This is a genomic window from Actibacterium naphthalenivorans (assembly GCF_014196965.1).
GTDB lineage: Bacteria > Pseudomonadota > Alphaproteobacteria > Rhodobacterales > Rhodobacteraceae > Actibacterium_A > Actibacterium_A naphthalenivorans.
On the sequence record NZ_JACIEQ010000017.1, the window covers coordinates 1 to 23,663 of the forward strand.

The 23,663-nt window shown below is 64.2% G+C and carries 30 protein-coding genes; 19 read left to right on the top strand and 11 right to left on the bottom strand.

Annotated elements, in window-relative coordinates:
* Positions 1-101: 101 nt before the first annotated feature.
* Entirely contained in the window at positions 102-1,184 is a 1,083-nt protein-coding gene (locus GGR17_RS19000) for a tyrosine-type recombinase/integrase (RefSeq protein ID WP_369817433.1), read from the top strand.
* An 87-nt stretch (positions 1,185-1,271) separates the two neighbouring features.
* On the opposite strand, the gene repC is transcribed toward GGR17_RS19000, so the two are convergent.
* From repC to GGR17_RS19015, 3 genes are all read right to left on the bottom strand, one after another.
* Positions 1,272-2,552 carry a plasmid replication protein RepC gene (repC, locus tag GGR17_RS19005; RefSeq protein WP_054540717.1) on the bottom strand — a complete coding sequence of 427 codons (1,281 nt, stop codon included), beginning with the start codon at positions 2,550-2,552 and terminating at the stop codon, positions 1,272-1,274.
* A 225-nt stretch (positions 2,553-2,777) separates the two neighbouring features.
* Positions 2,778-3,797, bottom strand: coding sequence for a ParB/RepB/Spo0J family partition protein (locus GGR17_RS19010; protein ID WP_054540718.1), 1,020 nt, complete (start codon positions 3,795-3,797; stop codon positions 2,778-2,780).
* Positions 3,794-5,149 (bottom strand): ParA family protein, encoded by a 1,356-nt coding sequence (locus tag GGR17_RS19015; RefSeq protein WP_173585998.1) that lies wholly within the window; start codon positions 5,147-5,149, stop codon positions 3,794-3,796. Before GGR17_RS19015 ends, GGR17_RS19010 begins: the two co-directional genes overlap by 4 nt.
* A gap of 430 nt (positions 5,150-5,579) precedes the next feature.
* Here GGR17_RS19015 and GGR17_RS19020 point away from each other — a divergent pair, with 430 nt between their 5' ends.
* From GGR17_RS19020 to GGR17_RS19035, 4 genes are all read left to right on the top strand, one after another.
* A complete protein-coding gene (locus tag GGR17_RS19020) occupies positions 5,580-6,020 on the top strand; it encodes a DUF2383 domain-containing protein (protein ID WP_054540720.1) in 441 nt (146 codons plus the stop codon).
* Between the two features lie 38 nt (positions 6,021-6,058).
* Entirely contained in the window at positions 6,059-6,883 is an 825-nt protein-coding gene (locus GGR17_RS19025; RefSeq protein WP_054540721.1) for a manganese catalase family protein, read from the top strand.
* 86 nt (positions 6,884-6,969) lie between these two features.
* The gene (locus tag GGR17_RS19030) at positions 6,970-7,284 is read left to right on the top strand and encodes a hypothetical protein (protein ID WP_183314814.1); all 315 of its coding nucleotides are present in this window, start codon (positions 6,970-6,972) and stop codon (positions 7,282-7,284) included.
* A gap of 28 nt (positions 7,285-7,312) precedes the next feature.
* Complete coding sequence (locus tag GGR17_RS19035) at positions 7,313-8,167, top strand: SDR family oxidoreductase (protein WP_054540722.1); 855 nt, start codon at positions 7,313-7,315, stop codon at positions 8,165-8,167.
* Between the two features lie 268 nt (positions 8,168-8,435).
* Here the strand turns inward: GGR17_RS19035 and GGR17_RS19040 are convergent, their stop codons facing one another.
* Complete coding sequence (locus tag GGR17_RS19040) at positions 8,436-9,005, bottom strand: hypothetical protein (protein ID WP_054540723.1); 570 nt, start codon at positions 9,003-9,005, stop codon at positions 8,436-8,438.
* A 405-nt stretch (positions 9,006-9,410) separates the two neighbouring features.
* Here GGR17_RS19040 and GGR17_RS19045 point away from each other — a divergent pair, with 405 nt between their 5' ends.
* Positions 9,411-9,608 (top strand): hypothetical protein, encoded by a 198-nt coding sequence (locus tag GGR17_RS19045; RefSeq protein ID WP_054540724.1) that lies wholly within the window; start codon positions 9,411-9,413, stop codon positions 9,606-9,608.
* 98 nt (positions 9,609-9,706) lie between these two features.
* On the opposite strand, the gene GGR17_RS19050 is transcribed toward GGR17_RS19045, so the two are convergent.
* Positions 9,707-10,210, bottom strand: a complete 504-nt coding sequence (locus tag GGR17_RS19050) for a superoxide dismutase family protein (protein WP_054540725.1) — start codon at positions 10,208-10,210, stop codon at positions 9,707-9,709.
* Positions 10,211-10,351: 141 nt separating this feature from the next.
* Between GGR17_RS19050 and otsB the strand changes: the two genes are divergently transcribed.
* Together otsB and GGR17_RS19060 are read left to right on the top strand one after the other, a co-directional pair.
* Positions 10,352-11,047: a trehalose-phosphatase gene (gene otsB, locus GGR17_RS19055; RefSeq protein WP_082386793.1), complete on the top strand. Its 696-nt coding sequence runs from the start codon at positions 10,352-10,354 to the stop codon at positions 11,045-11,047.
* A 33-nt stretch (positions 11,048-11,080) separates the two neighbouring features.
* On the top strand, positions 11,081-11,401 hold the full coding sequence (locus tag GGR17_RS19060) for a trehalose-6-phosphate synthase (protein ID WP_054540726.1): 321 nt from the start codon (positions 11,081-11,083) through the stop codon (positions 11,399-11,401).
* A gap of 308 nt (positions 11,402-11,709) precedes the next feature.
* On the opposite strand, the gene GGR17_RS19065 is transcribed toward GGR17_RS19060, so the two are convergent.
* On the bottom strand, positions 11,710-12,204 hold the full coding sequence (locus GGR17_RS19065; protein WP_054540727.1) for a COG4315 family predicted lipoprotein: 495 nt from the start codon (positions 12,202-12,204) through the stop codon (positions 11,710-11,712).
* Positions 12,205-12,375: 171 nt separating this feature from the next.
* Positions 12,376-13,329 (bottom strand): YihY/virulence factor BrkB family protein, encoded by a 954-nt coding sequence (locus GGR17_RS19070; protein ID WP_054540728.1) that lies wholly within the window; start codon positions 13,327-13,329, stop codon positions 12,376-12,378.
* A gap of 302 nt (positions 13,330-13,631) precedes the next feature.
* Here GGR17_RS19070 and GGR17_RS19075 point away from each other — a divergent pair, with 302 nt between their 5' ends.
* The 5 genes from GGR17_RS19075 to GGR17_RS19095 all read left to right on the top strand — a co-directional run bounded on the left by GGR17_RS19075 (position 13,632) and on the right by GGR17_RS19095 (position 18,552).
* The gene (locus GGR17_RS19075) at positions 13,632-14,213 is read left to right on the top strand and encodes an ATP synthase subunit B family protein (protein ID WP_054540729.1); all 582 of its coding nucleotides are present in this window, start codon (positions 13,632-13,634) and stop codon (positions 14,211-14,213) included.
* Entirely contained in the window at positions 14,213-14,641 is a 429-nt protein-coding gene (locus GGR17_RS19080; RefSeq protein ID WP_054540730.1) for a phage holin family protein, read from the top strand. The genes GGR17_RS19075 and GGR17_RS19080 overlap by 1 nt, the downstream gene beginning before the upstream one ends.
* Positions 14,634-15,734 (top strand): DUF3618 domain-containing protein, encoded by a 1,101-nt coding sequence (locus GGR17_RS19085; RefSeq protein ID WP_054540731.1) that lies wholly within the window; start codon positions 14,634-14,636, stop codon positions 15,732-15,734. The genes GGR17_RS19080 and GGR17_RS19085 overlap by 8 nt, the downstream gene beginning before the upstream one ends.
* Before the next feature lie 338 nt (positions 15,735-16,072).
* On the top strand, positions 16,073-16,411 hold the full coding sequence (locus GGR17_RS19090; RefSeq protein WP_054540732.1) for a hypothetical protein: 339 nt from the start codon (positions 16,073-16,075) through the stop codon (positions 16,409-16,411).
* 452 nt (positions 16,412-16,863) lie between these two features.
* Positions 16,864-18,552: an alpha-amylase family glycosyl hydrolase gene (locus GGR17_RS19095; protein ID WP_054540733.1), complete on the top strand. Its 1,689-nt coding sequence runs from the start codon at positions 16,864-16,866 to the stop codon at positions 18,550-18,552.
* A gap of 72 nt (positions 18,553-18,624) precedes the next feature.
* On the opposite strand, the gene GGR17_RS19100 is transcribed toward GGR17_RS19095, so the two are convergent.
* Positions 18,625-19,209: an exopolysaccharide biosynthesis protein gene (locus tag GGR17_RS19100; RefSeq protein WP_054540734.1), complete on the bottom strand. Its 585-nt coding sequence runs from the start codon at positions 19,207-19,209 to the stop codon at positions 18,625-18,627.
* 220 nt (positions 19,210-19,429) lie between these two features.
* Here GGR17_RS19100 and GGR17_RS19105 point away from each other — a divergent pair, with 220 nt between their 5' ends.
* Complete coding sequence (locus tag GGR17_RS19105) at positions 19,430-19,876, top strand: type II toxin-antitoxin system RelE/ParE family toxin (RefSeq protein WP_235974550.1); 447 nt, start codon at positions 19,430-19,432, stop codon at positions 19,874-19,876.
* The gene (locus GGR17_RS19110) at positions 19,873-20,166 is read left to right on the top strand and encodes a helix-turn-helix domain-containing protein (protein ID WP_054540736.1); all 294 of its coding nucleotides are present in this window, start codon (positions 19,873-19,875) and stop codon (positions 20,164-20,166) included. The genes GGR17_RS19105 and GGR17_RS19110 overlap by 4 nt, the downstream gene beginning before the upstream one ends.
* 73 nt (positions 20,167-20,239) lie before the next feature.
* On the opposite strand, the gene GGR17_RS19115 is transcribed toward GGR17_RS19110, so the two are convergent.
* Complete coding sequence (locus GGR17_RS19115) at positions 20,240-21,061, bottom strand: IS3 family transposase (protein ID WP_054540737.1); 822 nt, start codon at positions 21,059-21,061, stop codon at positions 20,240-20,242.
* Positions 21,058-21,375, bottom strand: a complete 318-nt coding sequence (locus GGR17_RS19120; RefSeq protein ID WP_054540738.1) for a DUF1153 domain-containing protein — start codon at positions 21,373-21,375, stop codon at positions 21,058-21,060. The genes GGR17_RS19115 and GGR17_RS19120 overlap by 4 nt, the downstream gene beginning before the upstream one ends.
* Positions 21,376-21,515: 140 nt before the next feature.
* Here GGR17_RS19120 and GGR17_RS19125 point away from each other — a divergent pair, with 140 nt between their 5' ends.
* Positions 21,516-21,806 carry a type II toxin-antitoxin system prevent-host-death family antitoxin gene (locus tag GGR17_RS19125; RefSeq protein WP_235974551.1) on the top strand — a complete coding sequence of 97 codons (291 nt, stop codon included), beginning with the start codon at positions 21,516-21,518 and terminating at the stop codon, positions 21,804-21,806.
* Entirely contained in the window at positions 21,799-22,215 is a 417-nt protein-coding gene (locus GGR17_RS19130; protein ID WP_231582180.1) for a hypothetical protein, read from the top strand. Before GGR17_RS19125 ends, GGR17_RS19130 begins: the two co-directional genes overlap by 8 nt.
* Before the next feature lie 28 nt (positions 22,216-22,243).
* On the opposite strand, the gene GGR17_RS19135 is transcribed toward GGR17_RS19130, so the two are convergent.
* Positions 22,244-22,537: a hypothetical protein gene (locus GGR17_RS19135; protein WP_054540740.1), complete on the bottom strand. Its 294-nt coding sequence runs from the start codon at positions 22,535-22,537 to the stop codon at positions 22,244-22,246.
* A 352-nt stretch (positions 22,538-22,889) separates the two neighbouring features.
* Here GGR17_RS19135 and GGR17_RS19140 point away from each other — a divergent pair, with 352 nt between their 5' ends.
* On the top strand, positions 22,890-23,360 hold the full coding sequence (locus GGR17_RS19140) for a hypothetical protein (RefSeq protein WP_235974552.1): 471 nt from the start codon (positions 22,890-22,892) through the stop codon (positions 23,358-23,360).
* A 40-nt stretch (positions 23,361-23,400) separates the two neighbouring features.
* Positions 23,401-23,663 (top strand): ArdC-like ssDNA-binding domain-containing protein (locus tag GGR17_RS19145; RefSeq protein WP_183314816.1); only part of this gene is annotated, 263 nt, incomplete at its 3' end.

Here is a 23,663-nt window from a genome sequence, read left to right on the forward strand (position 1 = left end):
CGGTCTCCAGGCCAACGATTTACAGAACCCTGCACCGCACAGGGGCCAAAATCAGCCCTTAGCGTACTATTCTGCCCCCTCCGGCATCAGATCCCTCAGAGATCGAAAAACCGGGGTCAGCGCGCTCTGATGAGCTTGATGGTTCCCACATCACCAAGAGCGATCAGGATGAACGCGACGACATCGCCCTGCCCTCTCGTGTCGCCGGGTCTGGCAGCCTCGATCGTCTGGTGGATACCGCACGCGACTACGCCCGCGCCGCAGCGTCGGACAATACGCTGAAGGCCTATGCCAAGGACTGGGCACATTTCGCCCGCTGGTGTCGGATGAAAGGGGCCGAGCCGGTGCCTCCCTCGTCCGAGATGATCGGGCTTTACCTTGCGGATCTCGCCGCCGGGTCGGCGCCCCGTGCCCTCTCGGTCTCGACAATCGACCGCCGCCTGTCCGGCCTTGCCTGGAACTACGCGCAGCGCGGCTTTTCGCTGGATCGCAAGAACCGTCACATCGCGGCGGTGCTGGCCGGGATCAAACGCAGGCATGCGCGCCCGCCTGTGCAGAAGGAAGCGATCCTGCCCGAGGATATTGTCGCGATGGTCGCCACCCTGCCGTTCGACCTGCGCGGGCTGCGGGACCGGGCGATCCTGCTGCTGGGCTATGCGGGCGGGCTGCGCCGCTCTGAAATTGTCTGCCTTGATGTGCACAAGGACGACACGCCCGGCAGTCGCGGCTGGGTCGAGATCCTGGACAAGGGCGCCCTGCTGACGCTGAACGCCAAGACCGGCTGGCGCGAGGTCGCGATCGGGCGGGGGTCCAGGGATCAAACCTGCCCGGTCCATGCGCTCGAGCAATGGCTGCACTTCGCGAAGATCGACTTCGGCCCAATCTTCACCGGCACCTCGCGCGATGGCAAACGGGCATCCGAAACCCGGTTGAACGACAAGCATGTCGCGCGCCTGATCAAGCGCACGGTCCTCGACGCCGGCATCCGGTCGGACCTGCCCGAGAAAGACCGCCTGGCACTGTTCTCCGGTCACAGCTTGCGCGCCGGTCTCGCCAGTTCGGCAGAAGTCGACGAGCGCTATGTCCAGAAGCAGCTTGGCCATGCAAGCGTCGAAATGACCCGCCGTTACCAGCGCCGCCGCGACAGGTTCCGGGTGAACCTGACGAAGGCCGCCGGTCTGTGAGCGCTTGCCTTTCCCGTGGTTTGGTTTTCGCGTGCGGATCGAACGGAAAGCCGAAACAGGGTTTCGATGCAAACAGCACATGGCCTGTCACGCCGCCTGCCCGCTGAGCCTGCCATAGAAGCTGCGCTCGAGATGCAGATCCCCTGCCCCGGCTTTCTCGACCATGCCCCGTAGATAGCCGCCCGGCGAGGCCACCTCGCCCGCGCTGTGCTTTTCGAACACAAGCGCGAACGCCGCCGTCGCCAGCTGTTTGCCCATTCTGTCCTGGGTGATGTTCCACGCAAGCGCCGAGATCCCGATCATCGGGCTGAGTTGCCCGGCAACCCGATGCAGATCGCCCCAATCCCGGACGAATCCGCCCATATTGCGTGCCCATGATGCGAACTCTGGACAGGCCTGCAGGATTGTCGGCAGATCCAGCACGGCTCGTTTCTTGCGCGTTTCGGCAACCAAGGTTTCCAGATCCCTGCCGACCGGCTCTTTGGCCAGAGCGTTGGGCACCGTGGCCGCTGGTTTCCCGGATTTCGGGGTATTACTAGTTACAAGATCAAGTTGATTTGTAGTTGGTATATGAGGTTCGGAAATGACCTCCCTGGGGGTCGTTTCCTGAGTATTCCCGGGCGTTTCGGCGGCGTTGTCGGCAGAGTTCTCCACAGGTTTTACCGCGCCGGTCGCCCGGAGATAGGCCGCCTCGACCCGTTGCTGAAGGTCCTTGAACCAGGACAGCAGCCTCGCAAGCTGCTCTGAATCTTGGTGGCGGCGCGGAAGCCGGCCCAGAAGTTCATTGAAAAGCCCCATGAACTGCGCCCAAGGGCCATGCAGCGCGCTGCTGACAGCCGCCTCGATCCGGGCGCGGATCATCCGGCGCGCCACGGTGATCTGGCGCTTGAGGCGCTGGCACAGCTCGCGCTCAGCCTGCAACCGGGCATGCAGGTGTTCGAATTCCTCGACCCGCGCCGACAGCGGCGACAGATCGAAGCCATAGGCCTCGACGATACGCCCGTCTGCGTCCCTGCGGCCCCAACGCTTGCCATTGGGGCTGTCCTGAAAACAGAGCACGCCATGCTCGGCCAGCCGCCGCGCGTGGCGCTTGAGGGCCGATAGCGAAAACCCCGTCTGTTCCATCAGATAGGCGTTCGACGCCCAGACGATCGGGCGCTGCCCCTCGTTCCAGTCCTGCGCCTGGGTAAACGCCCCCAGCGTATCAAGAAGCATCATGTCGCCGGCCTTCAGGCCGATATGCGCGCCAACGCGCTTGAGCGCGACAAACGCCCGAGTTTTGGGTACTGCTACCCGTTCACCGGCTTGGGCAAGCTGCTCAGCAACCCCAAGACCCGGTGTCGGCTTGCGCCAACCTGTATGTTTCATGCCTGTATCTCACCTCCGGTTATGTGGAGGCAAAAGAATGCCGTTCGCTCAGAAGCGTTCGTCGTTGACAGCGATCCCTGTGAGACTTATCCTTAAGGCGACCAAACCAATAAGATCAGCTCTCAGGCCACACCGCTTGGGGGCTTTTCTTTTGCCTTTACGTTGCTCGTTGCTGCGTTCTCTCTTCTCCTTATTGTTCTGAAGACCTTGCCGCCGACAGTGTTGTCAGTCGGTGCCCTTCTCCGGGCTCTGGGCGCTCAGATAGCTTGCGACGAGATCTCCAAGCTTTTCGAGACGCTCCTGGTCAATCGGCACTCCTGCAACCTTGATGGACAGGTTTCCATCCACAGAAGTGACCGAGAGATTTCGGTTGCCCACCTTGCGTTTCACCGTGATCTTTCGGGGCTTGGCCTTCGGTTTGGGCTTTGATTTGTTCGCCCTCTCCAGACCCGCGAGGGCCGCCTGCAGATCGCGAAAGCTCATGTCGTAGGCATTCTTGAACGCGTTCAAGATTTGATCCTGCGCAGCGAATACGGACCGTGCACGCGAGACCAGGCTCTCATGCACGCCAATCTTTTTCGCGAAGGCGACGGCCGTCAGCTTTTCCGCGCCCGACGCCAGTGTCTCATACATTTCACCGATCGAAACCAGGCGCTCGAAGGGGCTGAGGTTTTCACGCTCTTCATTTTCGCGGAACCGAAGGAACAACATTTCGAATTTGCTGTTCTCGGCGCTGCGCGCGTCAGGCGGGGCAAGAATTGCACGAAGAGGCACCCCGAGTTCCGACGCGGCCGCCAGTCGGCGACGCCCCGTCAGCATAACGAATGCAACGCCATCCACATTTGTCGGATCCAACGGATCCGGTGTCCAGTGCGGATCCTCGGGCCAGACCAGAATCGGGGTGTCCTGCCCGTTCGCGGCAATGCTGCCAACCAAGGACCTGAAAGCGTCCTGCGACATCCAGTCCTGTCGGCGGTCGGTCCCCATCGGATCCGAGATCTGGTACGGCGACAGTCGTATCTCATGGCGCCCGTTCAGGATGTCGGAACAAAGCTCGGACCTGCTGCGCTCCATGGCGGCTTGCGACTGTGCAAGCGCTCCGGACTTCCAGGCGCTGCCGGCACCCTTGAAAGGTGTTGAAACGGCGTCGCCCGCGGTGCTGCCTTCGGCCCCGCTGGCGCGCTCCTTGGGTGTATCGGGGTTGGTGGCCTTGCTGACCAGCGACCTTGGAATACTGCGTTTCATGCGTCACCCTCGCCGTCGTCTTCGTAGAACTCGTCCATCCATGTATCGGCGTAGCCCCGTTCGAGGCCCGGCCAGAGCCGCGACACTATGGCGTCGTTCACGGCATCGGCATTTGTGATGAACCGGTTGATCCCCTTGCGCTTTCCCGGCGTGTCCGGCTCGTATTCGTAGACGGATTGATACACATCCGACGCATTCGAGATCGCGTCGGAACGCAGATAGAACACCGGCAAGATCTCTGTCGGGCAATGTTCCAGCAGGTTCCCGATATGGTTGAGGTCCTGCGCGTTGGAACGTTGCACGATCGTCGGCAACAGCATGTTTGCGCCGGATCCGATCTCGATCCGTTCATGGGCCAGAATGTGCTGAAGCATCCCCAGCAGGCCGCTCACGAAGGTGGACAGCGTCGCGATGTCGAACCCCTTCATGGTTTGCGGAATGACCAGCGAAGACGACGCAATCACGTTGTTCAGCTGAAACAGGGTAAGCGCGGGCTGATAGTCGATGATGATGACATCGAGCGTTTCGGTCAGCGCGGCGTCCAGACGTTGCTGATCGACCTTGCCGTCGACCACCAGTTCATTGGGCAGGGTTTTTGGCGGGTGACCCGCCTTCCAGCGGTCGATGGCATCGCGCAGGTAGCGGTAAAAGCTTTTCTCGGCGGGGGCTTCGCGGACAAGTCGCGCAATCTGGATTTCGCCCTCGGATGTTTCGCCGTGGGCAGGCAGCAGGCGCAGCCCCGGCCATGAGGTCTTGAGAAAGAAGCTGTCAAGCGTTTGCGCATCGTGGTCGGTGTATGGCGCGTCTTCCGACTGAAAGAGACCGGCAAAATCCACCATCGATGCGGTGTTTTCATCGGGCATCTGGGGAAGCCCCTCTCCGCCGACAAAATACAGCGTTATGGTGCTTTGCGGGTCGGCATCCATGACCCCCACACGCATGCCGTAATGCAGGCTGAGATACTGGGCGAAATGCGCGGCGCTCAGGCTTTTGGCGGTGCCGCCTTTCTGGCTCGCGAATGAGATGACGGGCAGGGGGGCGTCGGGCTTGCGCCAGGCAAGATAATCGTAGGGCCGCTTTGCCGAGGCCGCCAGAAGCGCCCGCATCTGCATCAATTCGGACAGCGTGAAAACGCGCTCTCTTCCGACGTATTCGCCTGCGGGAAAGTCGTCGCTCGAATTGGCGAACTTGGTCAGGTACTGAATGCTTACATTCAGGAACCTTGCGCATTGGCGCATGGACCACGTGCGCTTGATGCGCTGACGCAATGTAAGTTCTTTGTTCACTGCCACCATCGTGCGCTCGAGCCCACGTGACAGATCTGTCAAAAACTGTTCTAAACTACCGCTCATATATAAGCCCTGACTTCGGTTGGGTCCGAGTTCGACTCGATTCTGGCGTCATGGTAGCACGGTTATGCGCGAAAGATAAAGATACCACGCGCCTATGAATTTCAGGCGCATATTTGGCAGCTTTGTCGTTACCAAACCATCAATCTTGAACGCGTTCAAGATCGACGGTTCGACCGGACGCCCGCCTGCTTTGCGCCGCATCTTTGCCATCGCACGAGATGACCTCCCGCAGTGACAGGCCGCCCTGGCTTGCGGCCACGCAGCGAGGTCGAAGCCGTGTCTGTGCAAGATCAGGGCGCAGCCTTCGGCGCCATCCTTGCTGCCAGGCATCCTGCCAAAATGTTCCCGCCCAAGGTCAAATTTTTTAACGGGAACAGAACCGCTCCTGCCCGGTTTCCGGTGCAGAAAACACGAAGCGGAGACCTGCAAGATGATTGGAACCGAACCCCGGGCGGACCATCTGGTGCAGAACCTGATGGCGCTTGAACAGGATATGCTGGCCGCGTGCGAAACCTTGCGCGACAGGCTTTCGTCGCGGGATCATTTCGACAAGGCGGAAATGACCTGTCAGCAGTTGCCGGCGCATATCCAGGAACTGCGCGACTATGCCGAAAGGGTCGGCGTCACCCCGACCGAGGGCGGCGACCTGCGGGCGCTGCTGACCGTTGGGCGGGTCGAACTCGCCGCACTTGCGGGCGACGACAAGACCCTGCTGCGCGCGATGTCGCGCAACGAAAGCACCCTTGTCGACGCCTGGCAGAACGCGATGGCGAACCCCGAAACCCCGCCGGATCTGATGCCGCTCGCGGAAGCCGCGCTAACCGATGCAAGCCACCACCGCGCGTGGCTGCGTGATGCCGCCAAGGCGTAGAACCCCCTCTGGAACTATGTAAAACAAAGGAGAAAACGATGTTCCATCATTCCTCGCGCCTGCAGTACGAAGTTCGCGTCGATTCCCCCAATCCGGCCTTTGCCAAGCACTTGCAGCAGGCCATCGGCGGTATCGAGGGCGAAATTCGCGTCGCGATGCAGTATTTCTTTCAGGCGATGGGCGCGCGCGGCGATTCCAAATATCGCGACATGCTGATGATGACCGCCACCGAAGAGCTGAGCCATATCGAATTCCTCGGCCACGCCGTTGCGCTGAACCTTGAGGGCGCGCCGGTGTCGATGCAGGACGAGGCCGCGAAAGACCCGGTGGTGCACGCCATCCTGGGCGGCATGAACCCGCGCCACATCCTGTCTTCGGGCCTGTCGGCGATGCCGGTCAATTCCAACGGCGTGCCCTTCGACATGAGCCACGTCTACGCCACCGGCAACCTTGCCGCCGACATGATGGCCAATGCCACGGCGGAATCCGGCGGGCGTGTGCTGGCAAGCCGCCTTTACAACATGACCGGCGATGCGGGCATGCGCGACATGCTGTCCTTTCTGATCGCGCGCGACACCATGCACCAGCAGCAGTGGCTTGCGGTGATCGAGGAACTGGGCGGCTGGGAACAGCAGCTTCCGATCCCCAATTCCACCCCGACCGCGCACGAGGCGACGGAACACAGCTACTATTTCCTCAACACCTCGCTGGACGAGCCGACGCCGCAGGGCCGCTGGACCGCAGGGCCGTCGCTTGACGGGCGCTCTGAATTCTCGGTGCGCGAAAAGGTCGAACCGCTGGGCCAGAAGCCGACGCTGGGCAAGGCAAAGCCCCATTCCGGCGCCCAGTCGGAACAGACCTGACCCCCCGTGCGGCGCAGGGCGGCATGCCACCTTGCGCCGACCTTGCCGGGCGGCAATCGAACCCAGAGCCGAAAAGGATAAACGCCATGGCAAACGCCGACCGCAAATCTTTCGGGCCGGGCCAACAGGACCACGGCAAGGGCAGCGCCGAAGGCGGGATGTCCCCGGCCGATGTCAACCCGCTTCCCGACAACGAGATCCTGTCGAACCGCGACACCTCGCGGCATTCCGACCAGCGCGGGCTGGACAGCGCGCATGTTCAGACGCGCCAGTTCCACCAGCACGTTGACAATCATCAAGAGGGCAAGGGCGAACCCGGCAAGGCCGCCAGCAAGGGCAAACTTGCCGACGAGCGCCCCGGCCCCGAGGACCGCATCACCGGCGGCTCTGGCCCCGAGTGACACATAGCCGCAAACGGAGACTTCACAAATGGCCTATCCCCGCCCCCCGTTTCCCCAACAGACCCAGGACCTGCCCGGCAGCACACAGGACATGCAGCCCGTTCCCGACCATGGCGAAGACAGCTATCGCGGGTCGGGGCGGCTGGCCGGGATGGCCGCGCTGATCACCGGCGCCGACAGCGGCATCGGCCGGGCCGTCGCGCTGGCCTATGCACGTGAAGGCGCTGACGTGGCAATTTCCTACCTGTCCGAAAGCGCCGAGGCTGACCGCACGCGCGAACTGGTCGAACAGGCGGGGCAGCGCGCGTTGGTGCTGCCCGGCGACATCCAGTCCGCCGAGCATTGCCGCGAGATCGTCGCGCGCACCGCCGACAGCTTCGGGCGGCTGGATATTCTGGTGAACAATGCCGCGCATCAGATGCATTTCGACACGTTAGAAGACATTCCCGACGAGGAATGGGAGCTGACCTTCCGCACCAACATCTTTTCGATGTTCTATCTGTCCAAGGCCGCCGTGCCGCTCATGAAAGAGGGCGGCGCGATCATCAACGCGGCATCGGTCAATTCCGACATGCCCAACCCCGGGCTTCTGGCCTATGCCAGCACCAAGGGCGCGATCCAGAACTTTTCCGCCGGGCTGGCGCAATCGTTGGGCGCGCGCGGCATCCGGGTGAACTGCGTGGCGCCGGGGCCGGTGTGGACCCCGCTGATCCCCGCGACGCTGCCCAAGGACAGCGTGGCCAATTTCGGCGCCAACTACCCGATGGGGCGCCCGGCGCAGCCCGCCGAGCTTGCGTCGGCATACGTGATGCTCGCCGATCCGGCGTCAAGCTATACCTCGGGGGCGACCATCGCGGTGACCGGCGGAAAGCCGATCATATAACACCGGTGCGCTTTCAGGGAATGGCGCGCTGCGGGCGCCCCTCGCGCGGCAGCGCGAGGGGTATCGTTTCAGGCCCGGCTGACGCGCGCGCATGGGGCAGGGGGCCTCGCCCGGTGTTCAGGACACCGCATCAGCCCGAGGCGCTGCGCCAGTTGAGTGCCCGCCGGAGGTTATCTCCGGGCAATCGTGAACACGTCGATGCCGCGCCCAAGGCGCGGCTGCCGCTCGCCCTCGTATACCCGACCACTGGCGCGATGATCCGGGCGCCTCACATCTGGGCGGCGATCCAGGCGGGATAGTTCACGTTGCGCCGCGCGCCCACCCCAAGCGCCCCGACAACGCGTTCCATGTCGGCCCGCGCCGCGCCTTCGATGGCGACGGTCCAGAATGTCACCCCTGCGGGAATTTCCAGCTGGGTCGCTTCCGCTTCGCAACCGCCCAAGGGGAATTTCCGCCGGATCTTGCGCAGCGCAAAGACCCGGTTGCCCTGCGCGGCAAAGGCTTCGGTGATATCGTCGGCGCTGTAGGTCCGGCCCGGGTCCAGCGCGGGAAACCCGGCGGCGCCGGAAAACACCGCCAGTTCCGCCCCGGTGGCGGGCAACGCCACGCAGCCCCGCGGCGACCAGCGTTCGAACGGCCCGCAGGTATCCGTCAGCCGCTTGCAGTCAAGCGCTGCCGCGCCGCGCAGCTTGAAGGTCTGGTGGGGGTGCCGCAGCCCCGGCGGGGTAAAATACACATCCGTCCGCCGCTCGGGCGGGCCAGGCGTCGCCATCCCCGCAAGGCGGGATCGCACCTGCGCCAACTGCGCACCGAAAATCCTGAACTCAAGCCGATCCATTCGCGTCTCCGTCTTTGCTTGCCAAACCGCCGGGCACCGGCAGGGGTTCCGCGCCGCCGGGAACATCCTGCAAAACTTGCCCTGGTTTTGCGCCGGTTTCGCCGATGTCGCTTGGGCAACAAGCCGAACTCAAAAGCGGCAGACCGCGATCTTGACCGAACCGTGGAACCGAGCCCCGCCCCGAGGGGTTGCTTCGACGCATCGCCTTTGCGGCGGTTCGAAAGGGCGAGAATGAAGCCACGCCGCGGTTCTGGGTCGGATGTTCCGGCACCACGACCCGGGCGCGGCGCAACCTTCGAAGAACGCACCCGACCCTGTTTCAGGACAAGACCGAGGCGGGCCGCACCGACCGCTTCGGAACAATCAATTACCGCAGCGACGCGGAGATAGCCGAAAGGAAAGCACATGATCACGCGACTAATACTGGGGGCGGCGGCGCTTGGCGCGATCGCCCTGTTCCGCAAACCCCGGACCCCGGAGCCCGAGCTGCCTGTCCGCGACGCCGGACCGTCGCAAATGCGCAACCCGCCGCCCACCTGGGATCGCACGGATGAGGCGATCGACGAATCCTTCCCGGCCAGCGATCCGCCCGGAACCTATTGATTTCGCTTGAAAGAACAAAACAAGGGGCCGACGATTTCGCCGGCCCCTTTCGCGTTCAGGCGGCTTGGGGCGCACCAAACGGCCCGCCCCGGCGCAAATCATTCAGCGACCGAGAACGCGCCGCAGGCGATCCGCCCTCCCGCATCGCCCGAGGGCTGGCTTTCGTAGTCGTCGATGCCGTCGTGCACCACGAATGCGGCGCCGTCATCGTCCAACAGGTCACGTTCGACCTCGAGCAGCGGCAGGAACACCTCGACCTCGCCAACGCCGTCTTCCTTGACGGTCAGGTTGGGCATGTCGCCCGGGTGCGGGCCGTCCTGGGACAGCACGCCGTGGCTGCGATCCCCGGCGATATGCCCGCCGGCCGAACTGAAATCATCGGATTCGCAATCGCCCGTTTCGTGCAGGTGGATCGCGTGGATGCCCTCGGGCAGGTTCATCAGCGTCACCGTCGCCAGCGCCATCCCCGAAGGGGTGTCGCGCACGCTGACAGCGCCCAGATCGGTGCCGTCAAGGCCCTGCACCTCGGCGGAGGTTTCAGCGGCGTGAAGGGCGGGGGCGAGAACGCAAAGCGCCGCCGCCGTCAGGGTAAGGGATTTCATCGTCATCTCCTGCTAGCGAATGCCCGGCGGGGCCCGGGTCACTTGGCAAAACCGGCCCGGGGCCCATAGGTTCCAGCGCCGCCCCCAAAGGAACATCCGCAAGGCACAGGTGTTTGCCCAGCGAACACAGGAGGACAGGCGATGGAAGACACGGTTTCGCCGCCGACGGGCGGACTTGGCGACGCGGGGGCCATCCCGCTGGTCGACTGGCGCGAACACGCGCTTTTCCTGGATTTCGACGGCACGCTTGCGCCGCTGGTGGACCGCCCCGAAGATGCGCGCCCATCCGGCGACACGCTGGCCCTGCTGGACCGGCTGGCCCATGCGACGCAGGGGGCCATCGCCATCGTGTCGGGCCGCGCGCTGGATGATCTGGCGCAACGGGTGGGGCCGCTGCCGCTGGCGCTTTCGGGCTCGCACGGGCTGGAAATCCGGCTGGCGGACGGGCGCGCCTTGCCCCCCGCGCAGGGCGAAGGCGGGCTGGATGCCGCCTTTGCCGATCTCAAACCCCTTGCGGATGATGCGGGCCTGCTGATCGAGGACAAGCCCGGTTCGGTCGCGCTGCATTACCGCAACCGCCCAGAAGATGCCGACCGTTTCCGCCAGCAGGTCGCACAGGTCGCCGCCCGCCACGATCTGCGCCTGCTGCACGGCCACATGGTGAGCGAGGCCGCCCTGCGCGGCATCGACAAGGGCGCCGCGCTAAGGCGCCTGATGCAGGAGTCGGCCTTTGCCGGGCGGCGCCCCGTGATGATCGGCGATGACACCACCGACGAAGACGGGTTTCGCGCCGCGCAGGCGATGGGCGGCTTCGGGCTGCGCATCGGCGATGTGTAAACCGTCGCCGCGCAAGACCCCGATGACCCCGGCGTGCTGATCCTGTCGCGCTTTGCCGGGGCGGCCGAAGACCTGACCGAGGCGCTGCTGGTCAACCCCTATGACATCGACGAGATCGCCGCCGCCTACCACGCCGCCTTTACAATGCCGCTGGAAGAACGCCGCGCCCGCCACGCCGCCAGCATGGAGGTGGTGCGCCAGACCGATGCCGCGCTTTGGGCTGACCGGTTCCTGGCCTCGCTGCGCAGCTGCGTGCCGACGCTGGGGGCGTCTTTCGGGGGCATTTCGCCTTTTGCGCGCCGCTCGAACGGCGGCTACGACACGCGGCAGCAGATCGAAGAGCCGATCAAGTAACCCCGCGCGCCGGGTGTGGGGGAAGTGCCCGGCAGGGCTGTTGCCCCGTCATCCTGCGCGCAGGCCTGGGGCGACGAAACCGCCTTGCCGCGAAAACAACGCGGCAAGGCGCTCTGCAGGCCAGACGGGTTTCAGGGCAGGAATGATCAGGGCAGGGGGGTCACGGCCCTGTTGCGGCTTGCCGCGCCGGACCCGTCATGTGCGCCGTGCTGTTCAGGAGGGTCGTTGGCGGGGCAGCCATACGATGCTTGCATGATGTCCCGGTCACCCGTCGCCCGGACTGCGGTGACCGGTGGAAGCGTCGAAAATCAGTCTGGATCGGCGGTTTCGTCCTGCTCGGGCATGGTATCGGTGCGCAACGTCTTGCCCTCTGGGGTCAGCAACGCCCAGTAGCCGCCAAAGCTGAAAACGCCCTGGCCCTGCGGTTCCTCGCCGGGCTGGTCGCGGTAGAACTGGAACAGAGGCTGATCGCCATATTGCGCCACTTTCCGACCCCGCCAGTCGAGCGTGTCGGCCATTGCCGCGTCAAGCCCGTCGCCCACGGTCACGTCGCCATCGACGATCAGCACCGGCCAATTGTCGCGGCAGGTGACTTCGCACGATTGCAGGGCATCCTGCCCGTCTCCGATTTTCAGCTCTGTCAGCATCGCGTAGACGGGGCGCCCGTCCGGCCCCAGAACGTAGGGCCCGAATTCTTCGCTGGCCGCCAGCGTCAGTGTGGGCGCCCCGGCATCCTGCGCCGCCAGCGCGGTGCCGCATGCCGCCATCGCGGCAAACAGGCTCATGACAGTGAATTTGTGCATTGATTCCTCCGGCTTGGGCTTGTGGACACAGGCCCAACCTGAACGGGGCCGATATGTTCCTGCTGCGCGGGTACAATGCGCCCTTCGGGCCGTTCAGGGGGCTGTTTCGTTGCGGCCATCCGGCGCGATGCCCTGCAATCAGGCACTGCCGGGCCGGCGACGCCGGCAGGCTCAGGGGCTTTCGCCCACCTCGTCCGCCTTGACCGCCCCGCGGCGGCCCATCGGAAGATCGCGCCCCGTGGTGCTGTCATGGCGGGTCTGGTGTTCCATCTCGGAATTGATCTCGGCGCCCAGCAGCACGATATAGGCTGACAGCCACAGCCACGTCAGCAAGATGATGACCCCGCCCAGCGTGCCATAGGTTTCGTTGTAGCTGCCGAAGCTGCGCACATAGAGCGAAAAGCCCAGCGAGCCCGCGACCCACAGCACCGTCGCGATGACCGCCCCCCAGGTGACCCAGCGCCATTCGGGGTCCTCGCGCGAGGGGCCAAAGCGGTACAGCACCGCAAGCCCCGCCACCGAAAGCACAGCAAGCAGCAGCCAGCGGCCCCATTCGATCACCGCGACGATGCCGCCCGGCAGGCCCATCCCGCCCAGCAGCGCAGGCAGCACGACAACCACGGCGATGGACAGCAAAAGCCCGAACACCAAAAACAGCGTCAGGCCCAGCGACACCGCCAGTTTCTTGAAGAACCCGCGCTTTTCATCCTCGTCATAGGCGATGTTCATGCCCTCGATCAGGGTGCGCATGCCCTTGGACGCGCCATAGATCGACAGCGCGGCCCCCAGCAGCGCGGCAAGGCCCAGCCCGGTCTGCCCGCTAGAGGCCACCGCCCGCGCCTGCGTCTCGATGATCGCGGCGGCGTTTTCGGGAAGCACAGCCAGAAATTCGGCCAGCTGTGTTTCGATCGTCGCGGGGTCGGTCACCAGCGCGGCCACCGACATTACCGCCCCGATGGCAGGGAACAGCGCCAGCAACCCGAAAAAGGCCACCCCCGCCGCCACCACCGAAACGTGGTCGCGCGACAGTTCGGCGTAGACCCGCAAGAAGATGTCGCGCCACCCGGCGGCGGGAATGTCAGAGGGGCGTATGGCGCCGCGGCCGCGTCGGTCTGATCCGTGCATGGTGTCTCTCCGCAAAGCTGAGCGGGGGGAACACCCCGCCGCCCGTGTGGTTCCCGCGCAGCGGCGCGGCACGAAAAAATCCCTTCCGGCAGGAACCGCCGTTCACGCCGCGTGTTATCGAAACATCAACGAAACGGATCGCGGGCCACCCGCCAGCAGAATGCAGATGCAGTTTCCCCGTCGACCCCGCGTCGACGGCACGGCGGCTTTTTGCCCTGAAAAGCCAGGCACTGCCGATCCGGTTCAACACTGCCACCGCGTTCCCGGGCCACGCCCGGGGAACACAAAAGACAGAGAGCGACATGCAAGACCTTGATCACAACACCCGCGACGTCGGGCAGGAGGCAGGCGAAGACCTCAAACGCTCTGCTGAACGCCTGAGCGACGACGCCCGCAACGCTGCCGAAAGCGTCGGCACCCGCGCCCGCGAAGAAGCCACCCATCAGGCCGACCGCGCCAAATCGGGCGTGGCATCCGAGCTGTCGGGCATTGCCCGGGCGCTGAATTCGGCCGCCGCAGAACTGCGCCACGGCTCGCCGCAGGAACGGGCCTTTGAACAGGTCGCAGGCAGCCTTTCGGGCGTCTCGGATGCCATCCGCGATCGCGATCTGGCCGACCTTGCCGCAGACGTAAGCGCCTTTGCCCGCCGCAACCCGCTGGGCTTTCTCGGGGGGGCCGCGCTGGCCGGGTTTGCCGCCACACGTTTTGCCAAGGCGTCAGGCGCGCCGCGCCCCGGCGCCGACGCGCCCTATAACGCACCGTCTGGTCAGGTCACAACCTCGGCCCCCACCTCGGCCCCGGCCACCGCGCCGGAAACCCGTCCCGACGATGTCATGGCGCCCGCCGTCATCCCCGCCACCTACCTCACGCCGGGAGAGCACTGATGTCCAGCACCGATACCCGTACCCCGCAGGGCGCGCGCACCCAGATCCGCGACACCGGCAACCTGCTTGGCCAGGCGATCCAGCAGGTCATCGCGCTGATGCGCGGCGAGATGGACTTGTTCCGCGCCGAGCTTGACCAGAACGTCAAAAAGGCCGGCGGCGCCGTTGGCATGATCGTGGGCGGCATCGTCCTTTTGCTGGTGGCACTGAACGTGCTGGCGGGGGCCGCGGTGACCGCGATCGTCGCAGCCGGGCTGTCGCCGCTGTGGTCGGCGCTGATCGTGGGCGGCGTGCTGCTTGTCATCGCCATGATCCTCGTGAAATCGGGGCAGGGCAACCTGAAACTTGCCTCGCTCGCCCCGACCCGGACCCGTCGCAACCTGGAACGGGATCGCGACGCCGTCGCAAAGGAAATGAGCAATGACTGACAAACGCACCCCAGACGAGATCGAACGCGAGCTGGAACGCAATCGCGCCGCGCTGCAGGATACCATCCGCACGCTGGAATCGACCTTTACCCCTGACACCATCTTTCGCAGCATCGCCGACACTGTCGGTCGCCACGGCGAAGACTTCGGCCGCTCGACCATGGATGCCGCCCGCGCCAATCCGCTGGCGCTTGGCGTTACCGCCGTCGGTCTTGGCTGGCTGATGTTCGGCAAGGGCCCGTCTGCCGACAAGATCGCCGACACCGCGTCCCGCGCCTCGGGCAGCGATCAGGGCGACAGCCGATATGGCCCCTCTGACACCGCCAGCTTTACGCCGCCGCGCGGCCCGGTTCCGGTGGGCGAAATCGGCCCCAGGTCGCAGGGGCTTTCGGCGGCGCAAAAGGCTCGCGCCAAATGGTACCGGACAGAAAACTACGTCAAGTACGGCGCGAATTCCGCCTCTGACCACGCCGGGGCCGCCCGGGACGGCGCAGCCCATGCCAGGGCGCGCGTGCGCGACCGGTCCAGGGAATTCGCCGACCAGCTGTCCGAAGGCACCGAACGTCTGAGCGCCGAGGCGCGCGAACGGGTGATCGCCGCGCGTGAACGCGCCATTCTGGCCGGTGAGAGCCTGCGCCGCACCGGCGGAGATATCAACCGCAAGGCGCGCAGCGGCGCCGACCGGGCGGTGGAGTTCTTCGAGGAAAACCCGCTTGTGGCAGGTGCCCTTGCGCTTGCAGCGGGGGCGTTCGCCGCCGGCAGCCTGCCGCGCACCCAGTTCGAAGACGAGCATTTCGGCGAACACAGCGACCGTCTTTATGACGAGGCCGAGGCCCTGTTCCAAGAGGAACGCGCCAAGGCCGAACGCGTCGCCGGCGCCGCGCTGGACGAGGCGCGTACCATTGGTGGCGAGCTGCGCGCGGATGCCGATGCGGCCAGCCGACGGCTCAAGGACGCGGCAGATCGCGAAACCTCTGGCGATGGGTCCGCGGCGGATGCCGCCGTCACCCGGGCCGAGGACGCAGTGCAGCGCATTTCCGACGCCGCCCGCGAACAGGCCGCTGACGAAGATCTGGGCCCGCATCGCGGCTGACGCGCTGACTGGGCTGATTGGCAGGAAAGCACCCGCAGCGCTGTTGCGGGTGCTTTTGCATGTGCGGGCGCAGCTCGCCCAGTCGCCGGATATCGCCGCGACGGCAAAGGCGGCCTGGCTCGTCATCGGCCACGGTCAAACCGTGGAATCTGGTGCCCATGCCAGCACCATCACCTTATGGCAGCGCGCTGCCGCGCCGGGATTTGCCGGGGGCCTCTGTGGTATCGCGAAACCGTTTCATCGGCGTTTGCCGATGCGTCAGACAGCGCCCGCAGGTGGAACAATCGCGGCACAGAAAGGTTTGCTCAAGGATCTTCATGAGGAACGAGGTAGGTGCAATGAGCGGCGAGAACGATACAGAAGCGGCTCCGCGCAGCGGCGGCGCCGAAGCCGCCAGGCTTCGCGACGACATTGATCGGGGCGCGACGGGTGAAAAGATCGCCTTTTCCGACCCGGCAGCCGCGCCTCTGGGCACCGACGCCGAAGCCGGCGGCACCCCGACGGACGCCGCCGCGATGGCCAACGCCCGCAAGGCGGAAACCGCGGCCCAGGAGTCGAGCCAGCCCAAGAAGACCCCCGCGCAGCTGCAGCGCACGGCCCACCCCTGGGGCCTTGCCATAATCGTGATGGTCGCCGGTCTGGGTCTGGGCCTTGTCTTGCTGTGGGTTGGCTGGTGAATGGCAATCGCACCGCAAACGGAACCCGGCGGACTGTTTTGAACCTGCATCGCCGGATCCTTCGGACCCCGCGCGCGCAGGGTCCGGGAACCATCGCGCGCGGAATTTGTTCTGGGGTCAAGGCGGGACAGACTGGCGATCCCGGTCGTCACTGCCCGTCACGATGGCAAAGGAGACGCGCGATGCCCGGCAGACCTGACACTTGCGAACGCCCGCTGCGCACCGTTTGTCCCGGTCTTGCCCAACCGGGCGGCCCGCGTCGGCGCAATGGCGTGCGGCGTCTTGCAGGGGTGCCGGTAGCGGAAACCCCGCTGCGCGCGAAACGACACAGCGCGGCAGATCCCGCACGTCGCTGACCGCGCGCGCGTAAATCTTGCCATCACCCGCCGGGCCGCGCCGTTCGTGCGCGGCAAACCGCGCCCCCTACACCCGCAGATCACAGGAGCCAGCGCATGTCGGTCACCGAAAGAGACGCCGAACTTGTCTATGCGATCACCAACAGAGGCACCGTGCCCGAGCCGCCCGAATGGTGGCGCGGCGCGGTGTTCTACGAGGTCTACACCCATTCGTTCAACGACACCTCCGGCAATGGCTACGGCGATATCCGCGGGGTCATCGAGAAACTGCCCTACATCCGCGATCTGGGCGTCGACGGGCTGTGGCTGACGCCGTTCTACCCGTCGCCGCAAGAAGACAACGGCTATGACGTAAGCGATTTTCGCGGCGTTCACCCGCCCCTGGGCAAGGTCGAACATGTGCAGGAACTGATCGACGCGGCCCATGAACGCGATCTGAAGATCATGTTCGATTTCATCGCCGGTCATACATCCGACGAACATCCCTGGTTCAAGGAAAGCGCCGCCTCGCGCGACAATGACAAGGCCGACTGGTACGTCTGGGCCGACCCCGCGCCCGACGGCGGGCCGCCCAACAACTGGATCAGCTCGTTCGGGGGGCGGGCGTGGCGCTGGGTGCCGCAGCGGGCGCAATATTGCTACCGCCCGTTCCTGGCCAGCCAACCCGCGCTGAACCTGCGCAACCAGCAGGTGCTCGCCGAGGTGCTGGACAACATGCGGTTCTGGCTGGACATGGGGCTGGACGGGTTCCGGCTGGACGCCATCCAGTGCCTGAGCCACGACAGCGATCTGCGATCCAATCCCCCCGCGCGCGCAACCGAAAACCCGTCGGTCGGCGGCGGGCCCAACAACCCGTTCAAGCAGCAGATCCACCTGTTCGATCGCGACGTGCCCGAAGCCATCCCGATCCTGCATCAACTGCGCCGCGTCGCCAATGAATACGCGCCCCAGCGGGTGCTTGTGGGGGAACTGGCCGATGTCGACAGCTCGCGCCTTGCGCCCAAATACACCATCGACAACGACCGGCTGCACGCGGTCTACGATTTCGATCTGATCAACCGCGCCGACACCTTGCGCGACTGGACGTCGATGCTGAACCTGCGGTCGCGTTACCTGATGCCGGGATCCAGCCTGAACGTCTTTACCAACCACGATTCGCCGCGCGCAGTGTCGAACCTGATGCCAAAGGCCTGCGAGGCGGGCCATTCCGCCGACGCCGCAAAGCTTCTGCTTTTCCTGCAGGCGACCCTGATGGGCGGCGCCATTCTGTTTCAGGGCGAAGAACTGGGCCTGCAACAACCCCATATCCCCTTCGAGGATATCCAGGACCCATGGGCCAAGGCGCTCTGGCCCGATTTCGAAGGCCGCGATGGCGTGCGCTGTCCGTTGCCCTGGTTGCGCGATGCGCCCAATGGCGGGTTCTCAAGTTCCGACGAGCCATGGCTGAAGGTGCCCCGCCCGCATCTTGATGCGGCGGTCGATGTGCAGGAAGCCGACCCGGATTCGGTGCTTGCCTTTACCCGAAAGCTGCTGCGCTGGCGGCGGTCGGTCCCGATGCTGCGGACCGCTTCGGAACGCATCTTCGAAGACACCCCCGCCAAGGTCATCGCCTTCGAACGCGACAAGTCGGGCGAAAGCCTGATCTGCGCGGTGAATTTCGACATGAAGCCGACCGAGCTGACGCTGCCGCGGTCCTCGCTGCAAGAGCAGTTCTCGTCCGGCAGCTTTTCCCTGCACGAAGATCGGCTGACACTGGATGGCCTTGCCGTGGTGGCGTTGGCCTGACCGGGTACAGCCTGACCAAAAGCACCGTCCGGGGCGGCCATCGCCCCGGCGCCGCGGCGCAGATACGGGCAGCTAGGCGTGCCAGTAGAACGCCGCCGCCGGAACCAGCGCCAGCAATGCCAGCGAAAGCATCGCCAACGCCCCGTCGCGTGTCAGCAGGCTTGCGGCGAACAACGCGATGACCGCCGATGCGATGGACCCCGATGTCGGCACGATCTCCATGAATGGCATGAAGAGCGTAAGTGCCATGACAAGGATCATCGGCAGCCACAGCCAGGGCCGGTGGAAAAGCCATGTCATCCGCGGCCTGAGAAACCGTTCGACAAAGCGAACCGGGCGCCGCAACCACCGAATGCCCTTGCACAGCTTGTCGCCGGGAAGCCGACGACGGGTCACGACAGCCGGCAGCCAGACGGATTCGCGGCCTGCCATCATCTGCGCAACAAGTATGAACACCAGAACCGCCACCACGGCGGTCACCCCCGGAATGGCGCTGGCGGGAGACGTGGAGATCAGCGAAAACACCAGCATGAGCGATCCGAAAGACGACCGACCAAGCGTGTCGACCACATCGCTGACAGCGATCTCGTCTCCCTGCACGGTGGATTCAAGCGCGTCGAGGACATCGCTGATGGCGTGTGTCGTATTGTGCGTCATGGGGCGTACTCGTGGGCTGTGACAGGCGCCCTGATGTTGGTGCTGACGGACCTTTGGTTGCGTCACCGCATGGGGAACGGCTCCCCGTGGCATGCCGCGATGTATCGCGGACCGGTCAGGCAGGCGACCAGCTACAGATAGGCGAACACCCGAACATCGCGTAAGTTCCCGAGTTTTCGCAGCGCCCGCGCATCCGGAGTGCGGGCCGCAGCAGCCGCGATTGCGCGCCCCGGCCGGTTCGCGCAGCAGACACCGCCTTGCCCTTTGCGAACGCAAGCTATACGTCATTGACACATACACCGCTGAAACCTATATGAGACAAGGAATGGCACGATTGCAGACAGTCGTCGAACTGCCCGAATTTCAAAGACGGGCAAGGGCAATCATGTCGGACCACGAACGCGAGGCCGCGATCGACTTTATTGCCGCCAATCCAGAGGCTGGCGTGTCGCTGGGTGGCGGGTTGCGCAAGGTCCGCATCCCAAGAGAGGGCGGCGGCAAGAGCGGCGGTTTCAGGACGGTATATGTTTTTGGCGGGCCCCATATGCCGATCTTCCTGATCACGGTCTTTGCCAAGAACGAAAAGGCCAACCTGTCAAAGACCGAACAGACCGCTGCGGTAGAGATGAGCAAGGCGCTCATCGCGAAATATGGAGACGCAACATGAGCGCATTCGAATCCGTATCCAGGGGCCTGCAAGAGGCGCTGGATTTCGCGAATGGCGAACTTGCCGGTGCCAAGGTGCATGAAGTGTCGGTGGCCAAGGTCGACGTGGCCGAAGTGCGCCAGAAAACGGGTCTGTCACAGGCCGAGTTCGCCAAGAGCATTGGCGTGGCAAAGGGCACGCTGCTGAACTGGGAACATGGGCGCAGGCAGCCGACGGGCCCGGCACAGGTTCTGCTGGCATTGATCGCCAGGCAACCATCCGTGGTGCAGGATCTGCTGCGCGGCGCGTGAACCGGGGTGCCTGGCCGCGGTGGTGTCGATGCGAATGCAAACTTGTGTATCGACCCAGCGGAATCTGCTCAGGTTAGGCCGCTAATATGAATGCCTCGGCAGGCGTGCGCATGGCAAGCGCCTGATGAGGGCGGCGGTTATTGTAGAATGCAATCCAGTCACCGATAACGCGCATCGCATGCTGGCTGCTTTCGAAACGGTGTCGATGCACGCACTGCTCCTTCAACGTCCGGATGAAGCGTTCGACCATGCCGTTCTGTTGTGGGCAGTGAGGGGTGATGAACTCCTGCTTCAGTCCGTAGCAGCGGACGATGGCCGTGAAGTGGTGGCTGGTGAAGACCAGGCCATTGTCTGACCTCAGCAGGAACTCCTCCTCGACCCGGCCCAGGGTGCCGAACCTCGCGATCAGCGCATGCTCAAGGGCGGCGCTGGCCGTCGTAGCCTTGCCGGATTTCGACAGGTGCCAGCCCAGCAGCTCGCGGGTGTGGCAGTCGATCACCAAGGCCAGCGAGGCCCAGCCGTCCTTGCCGGTCCAGATGCGGGCGAGATCGGTCGACCACCTCTCGTTCGGTGCAGCTGCGACAGACGGAACCGCCTGGATGCGAGGCCGCATGCCCACGGCACGCTTGCGAACCTGCCAGCCCTTGATCTGGAAGATCCTCTGCACCGTATTCTTGTTGAAGCCCAGGAGCCAGGCCACGGTCCGATAGCCAAAGGACGGCTCCTCCTCGATCATCTTCTTGATCGGTTCAGCGAAGCGGGGATCGACCTTCGGCGCGGCTTTCACCGGCTTGTAGTAGACCGTGCGCCGGGGAATGCCGAACCACGTGCAGAGCTTGGCGATCGACACTGCGACGCCCTCCGCCAAGAGGCCCTGCTGGATGCGACGGATCAATTCCCGTCCTGCGCATCCAGCAGGGCCTGAAGCTTTTTTCGGGCCCGTAGCTCCAGCATGGCCTCGCCATAGGCTTCCTGCAGGTCCCTGAGCTGCTTCTCGTACTGCTCGCGGATGTCGAGCGGGTTGGCGCGCAGCGAGTTCTCCATCCCCCGCTTGGCGTCTTCAACCCAGCCCTCGATCTCGGAGGGTGTGAGGTCGAATGATCGACTTGCCTCCGACACGGTCGTCTTGCCCTGGATGACCTCGATCACCAGAGCCGTCTTCCGCTTCGCCGTCCAACGCTTGATGCTGTCGTCCATCGTCATACTCATCGCTACGTTCTCCCTTGTAGCATGAGCAGGTTTTCACTGGGTCGATACAACACCGCCTATGAGTACACCTACACTGAGACCGTGCGGCGGTTCGGATGACACATGGAAGGGCTCAACCCATCTCTTGCAGAATATCCAGAATGTATGTATATTCTGGACAAATGGAGACCCTGATCATGCATGAGCTTCCCGAGTTCAAGGCGGCCGACCTGACGCGGCACACAAGTGACCTGTTCGACGCGGCCATTCGGTCGCCGATTGCGATCACCAAACATCGCAAGCCGAAATTCGTGCTCATGAGCATGGATCAGTATCAGCAGCTCGCGCGGGGGGCCACTCAACAAGCTCATATGGTTGACGAGATGCCCGAGGATCTCAAGGCGCTGATGATAGAAGGGCTCGAGCGGGACTTGACGCAGGCTGATGACTAAGCCGAGTGCTGGAGAGGTTTTCCGCTATCCGTTCCTGTGGAAACGCGAGCAGATGGCGGGCGAGACAGAGGGCCGCAAGACACGGCCTGTCTGTATCGCCGTCACTGTCGCCAAGTCCGATAGCGAGACCGTGGTGTTCATCCTGCCGATCACGACGCAACCGCCCTTGCCCTCGCGCAAGTGCATCGAGGTGCCACAGATCGAGTCGCAGCGTGTGGGGTTGGAGACCCATGTCCGCAAATGGGTCATGCTGGACGAGATCAACACCGATATTCTGGAGCGGTCCTATGTCTGGGAGGACCGCACGCCCATCGGCACGTTCAGTTCCGTCTTCACATCCAAAATCCAGTCCAGCCTGATCGCGCTTGCCAGGTCGGGCGGAGCATCGATTGTTGATCGGCTGAAGTAGTCTCAATCACCGCAGGGGCTACCCAGCTTCATTTGTTCCCATCGATCCATTTTGACATCAGCCCCTTGTCGCGGAAACACTCATCCGGGACGGCGCGGCGTTTGATCCGGGCGAGACGCTCGGCGAAGGCGACCTGCTTCGATGTCGGGCGGCTGTCCTGCGGGCCCGGCTTCAGCTTGGCCTGTGCGTCGATCCAGGCGCTCAAGGAGCGCCGATCTTGCTGAACCTCCCACGGCAGAAGCGTCTGGTTGCGCAGGGCCAGCGCGCGCGCATAGGCGATCTGCTTGGGCGTCGCGGGCAGGGCGTAAGTGGTGCTTTCCATCGGGGATCTCCCTTCTTAGCGTGGTTCTTAAAATAGAACATAACAGGAACAAAAGCAAGCCGCTTGCGCAGATCATGGGGTTTGAGAGGGAGAGGAGGGCCGGGGGAGGTCAGGCCTGAGGATGCCCGAAAGAGGGCGTCCGGGCCTGATCCTGTTCCTCATTGGTGTCTGATGCCGGAAAGTGGAGGATCCTACGTTCTCATGAGCTTTGCATTTAACGCTCCCCGGCATCAGATCCCTAAAGAGTGAAAGTGTCCTTCGGGTTTTGTGACTGACAGATGAGGGCCTTTGGGGTCCCTCAGATGGGTCCGGGCCGGATTCCGGTCTGTCTTTTCTGATGAAGGGCATTCCGATGCAAACAGGTGTTTTGCGCGTGTTGCGCGCGACCGCTGCCTGGTGGTGGCGACACAAGGAACTACGCCGAACCGGCCAGACGGGGCAGGCACAACGGCTCGAGCGCGAGACTGTCCTGCGTGACCTCGGCTATCTGAAGCAGGCGGCGTCATTGCCAAACGCGCATGTGACCTGCGGAGAGGGTGGAACATTCATCCATCTCGGTTGGACCACCGTGTCGACCTTCGCGCCCATCGAACGCTTTCCCTTGGCCGCTCTTGCGGTCGCACGTGGCACGCCGTTCATCGATATCCGACCCGTCACCGATGTCATCGCCTTCGCGAACCTGCCGCGGGTGGCGCGGGACGGATCGGTCGACCCTGACTCTTCGGGTCTCGGCAAGTCCGTGTCGCTGACCACCTACATCGACATGGTCGAAGGGCTCGGCGCGAGGATCGTCAACGATCCGCGGCCCCGTCAGTCAATCTAATCATCATTCCTTCACACCAACATTCGAAAGGAGGCCAGCCATGGCCCGATCCCGCACGACCAAATTCGATGCCTCCGAGGTCATCACAAACGAAATCATCCGTATCATCGAGCGCGGCGTCCTACCGTGGCGCAAGCCCTGGACCGCAGGTGGCAGTTCTCGCCCCCTGCGCGTGGGCGGCGAACCCTACCAGGGAGTGAACAACTTTCTGCTGACGATGCGGACCGTGATGGCGGGCCACAGCTCTCCCTTCTGGATGACGCTGCCGCAAGCCAATGCGTTGGACGCAAAGGTCCGCAAGGG

Excerpts from the sequence above, each read along its gene's own strand:
- GGR17_RS19010 (WP_054540718.1), bottom strand. The coding sequence starts at position 3,797 with ATGAAACGCAGTATTCCAAGGTCGCTGGTCAGCAAGGCCACCAACCCC.
- GGR17_RS19125 (WP_235974551.1), top strand. The coding sequence starts at position 21,516 with ATGTATGTATATTCTGGACAAATGGAGACCCTGATCATGCATGAGCTT.
- GGR17_RS19090 (WP_054540732.1), top strand. The coding sequence starts at position 16,073 with ATGAGCGGCGAGAACGATACAGAAGCGGCTCCGCGCAGCGGCGGCGCC.
- otsB (WP_082386793.1), top strand. The coding sequence starts at position 10,352 with ATGGAAGACACGGTTTCGCCGCCGACGGGCGGACTTGGCGACGCGGGG.
- GGR17_RS19100 (WP_054540734.1), bottom strand. The coding sequence starts at position 19,209 with ATGACGCACAATACGACACACGCCATCAGCGATGTCCTCGACGCGCTT.
- GGR17_RS19120 (WP_054540738.1), bottom strand. The coding sequence starts at position 21,375 with ATGAGTATGACGATGGACGACAGCATCAAGCGTTGGACGGCGAAGCGG.
- GGR17_RS19045 (WP_054540724.1), top strand. The coding sequence starts at position 9,411 with ATGATCACGCGACTAATACTGGGGGCGGCGGCGCTTGGCGCGATCGCC.
- GGR17_RS19135 (WP_054540740.1), bottom strand. The coding sequence starts at position 22,537 with ATGGAAAGCACCACTTACGCCCTGCCCGCGACGCCCAAGCAGATCGCC.
- GGR17_RS19050 (WP_054540725.1), bottom strand. The coding sequence starts at position 10,210 with ATGAAATCCCTTACCCTGACGGCGGCGGCGCTTTGCGTTCTCGCCCCC.
- GGR17_RS19140 (WP_235974552.1), top strand. The coding sequence starts at position 22,890 with ATGCAAACAGGTGTTTTGCGCGTGTTGCGCGCGACCGCTGCCTGGTGG.
- GGR17_RS19020 (WP_054540720.1), top strand. The coding sequence starts at position 5,580 with ATGATTGGAACCGAACCCCGGGCGGACCATCTGGTGCAGAACCTGATG.
- GGR17_RS19085 (WP_054540731.1), top strand. The coding sequence starts at position 14,634 with ATGACTGACAAACGCACCCCAGACGAGATCGAACGCGAGCTGGAACGC.
- GGR17_RS19025 (WP_054540721.1), top strand. The coding sequence starts at position 6,059 with ATGTTCCATCATTCCTCGCGCCTGCAGTACGAAGTTCGCGTCGATTCC.
- GGR17_RS19070 (WP_054540728.1), bottom strand. The coding sequence starts at position 13,329 with ATGCACGGATCAGACCGACGCGGCCGCGGCGCCATACGCCCCTCTGAC.
- GGR17_RS19035 (WP_054540722.1), top strand. The coding sequence starts at position 7,313 with ATGGCCTATCCCCGCCCCCCGTTTCCCCAACAGACCCAGGACCTGCCC.
- GGR17_RS19040 (WP_054540723.1), bottom strand. The coding sequence starts at position 9,005 with ATGGATCGGCTTGAGTTCAGGATTTTCGGTGCGCAGTTGGCGCAGGTG.
- GGR17_RS19075 (WP_054540729.1), top strand. The coding sequence starts at position 13,632 with ATGCAAGACCTTGATCACAACACCCGCGACGTCGGGCAGGAGGCAGGC.
- repC (WP_054540717.1), bottom strand. The coding sequence starts at position 2,552 with ATGAAACATACAGGTTGGCGCAAGCCGACACCGGGTCTTGGGGTTGCT.
- GGR17_RS19015 (WP_173585998.1), bottom strand. The coding sequence starts at position 5,149 with ATGAGCGGTAGTTTAGAACAGTTTTTGACAGATCTGTCACGTGGGCTC.
- GGR17_RS19030 (WP_183314814.1), top strand. The coding sequence starts at position 6,970 with ATGGCAAACGCCGACCGCAAATCTTTCGGGCCGGGCCAACAGGACCAC.
- GGR17_RS19110 (WP_054540736.1), top strand. The coding sequence starts at position 19,873 with ATGAGCGCATTCGAATCCGTATCCAGGGGCCTGCAAGAGGCGCTGGAT.
- GGR17_RS19095 (WP_054540733.1), top strand. The coding sequence starts at position 16,864 with ATGTCGGTCACCGAAAGAGACGCCGAACTTGTCTATGCGATCACCAAC.
- GGR17_RS19080 (WP_054540730.1), top strand. The coding sequence starts at position 14,213 with ATGTCCAGCACCGATACCCGTACCCCGCAGGGCGCGCGCACCCAGATC.
- GGR17_RS19130 (WP_231582180.1), top strand. The coding sequence starts at position 21,799 with ATGACTAAGCCGAGTGCTGGAGAGGTTTTCCGCTATCCGTTCCTGTGG.
- GGR17_RS19065 (WP_054540727.1), bottom strand. The coding sequence starts at position 12,204 with ATGCACAAATTCACTGTCATGAGCCTGTTTGCCGCGATGGCGGCATGC.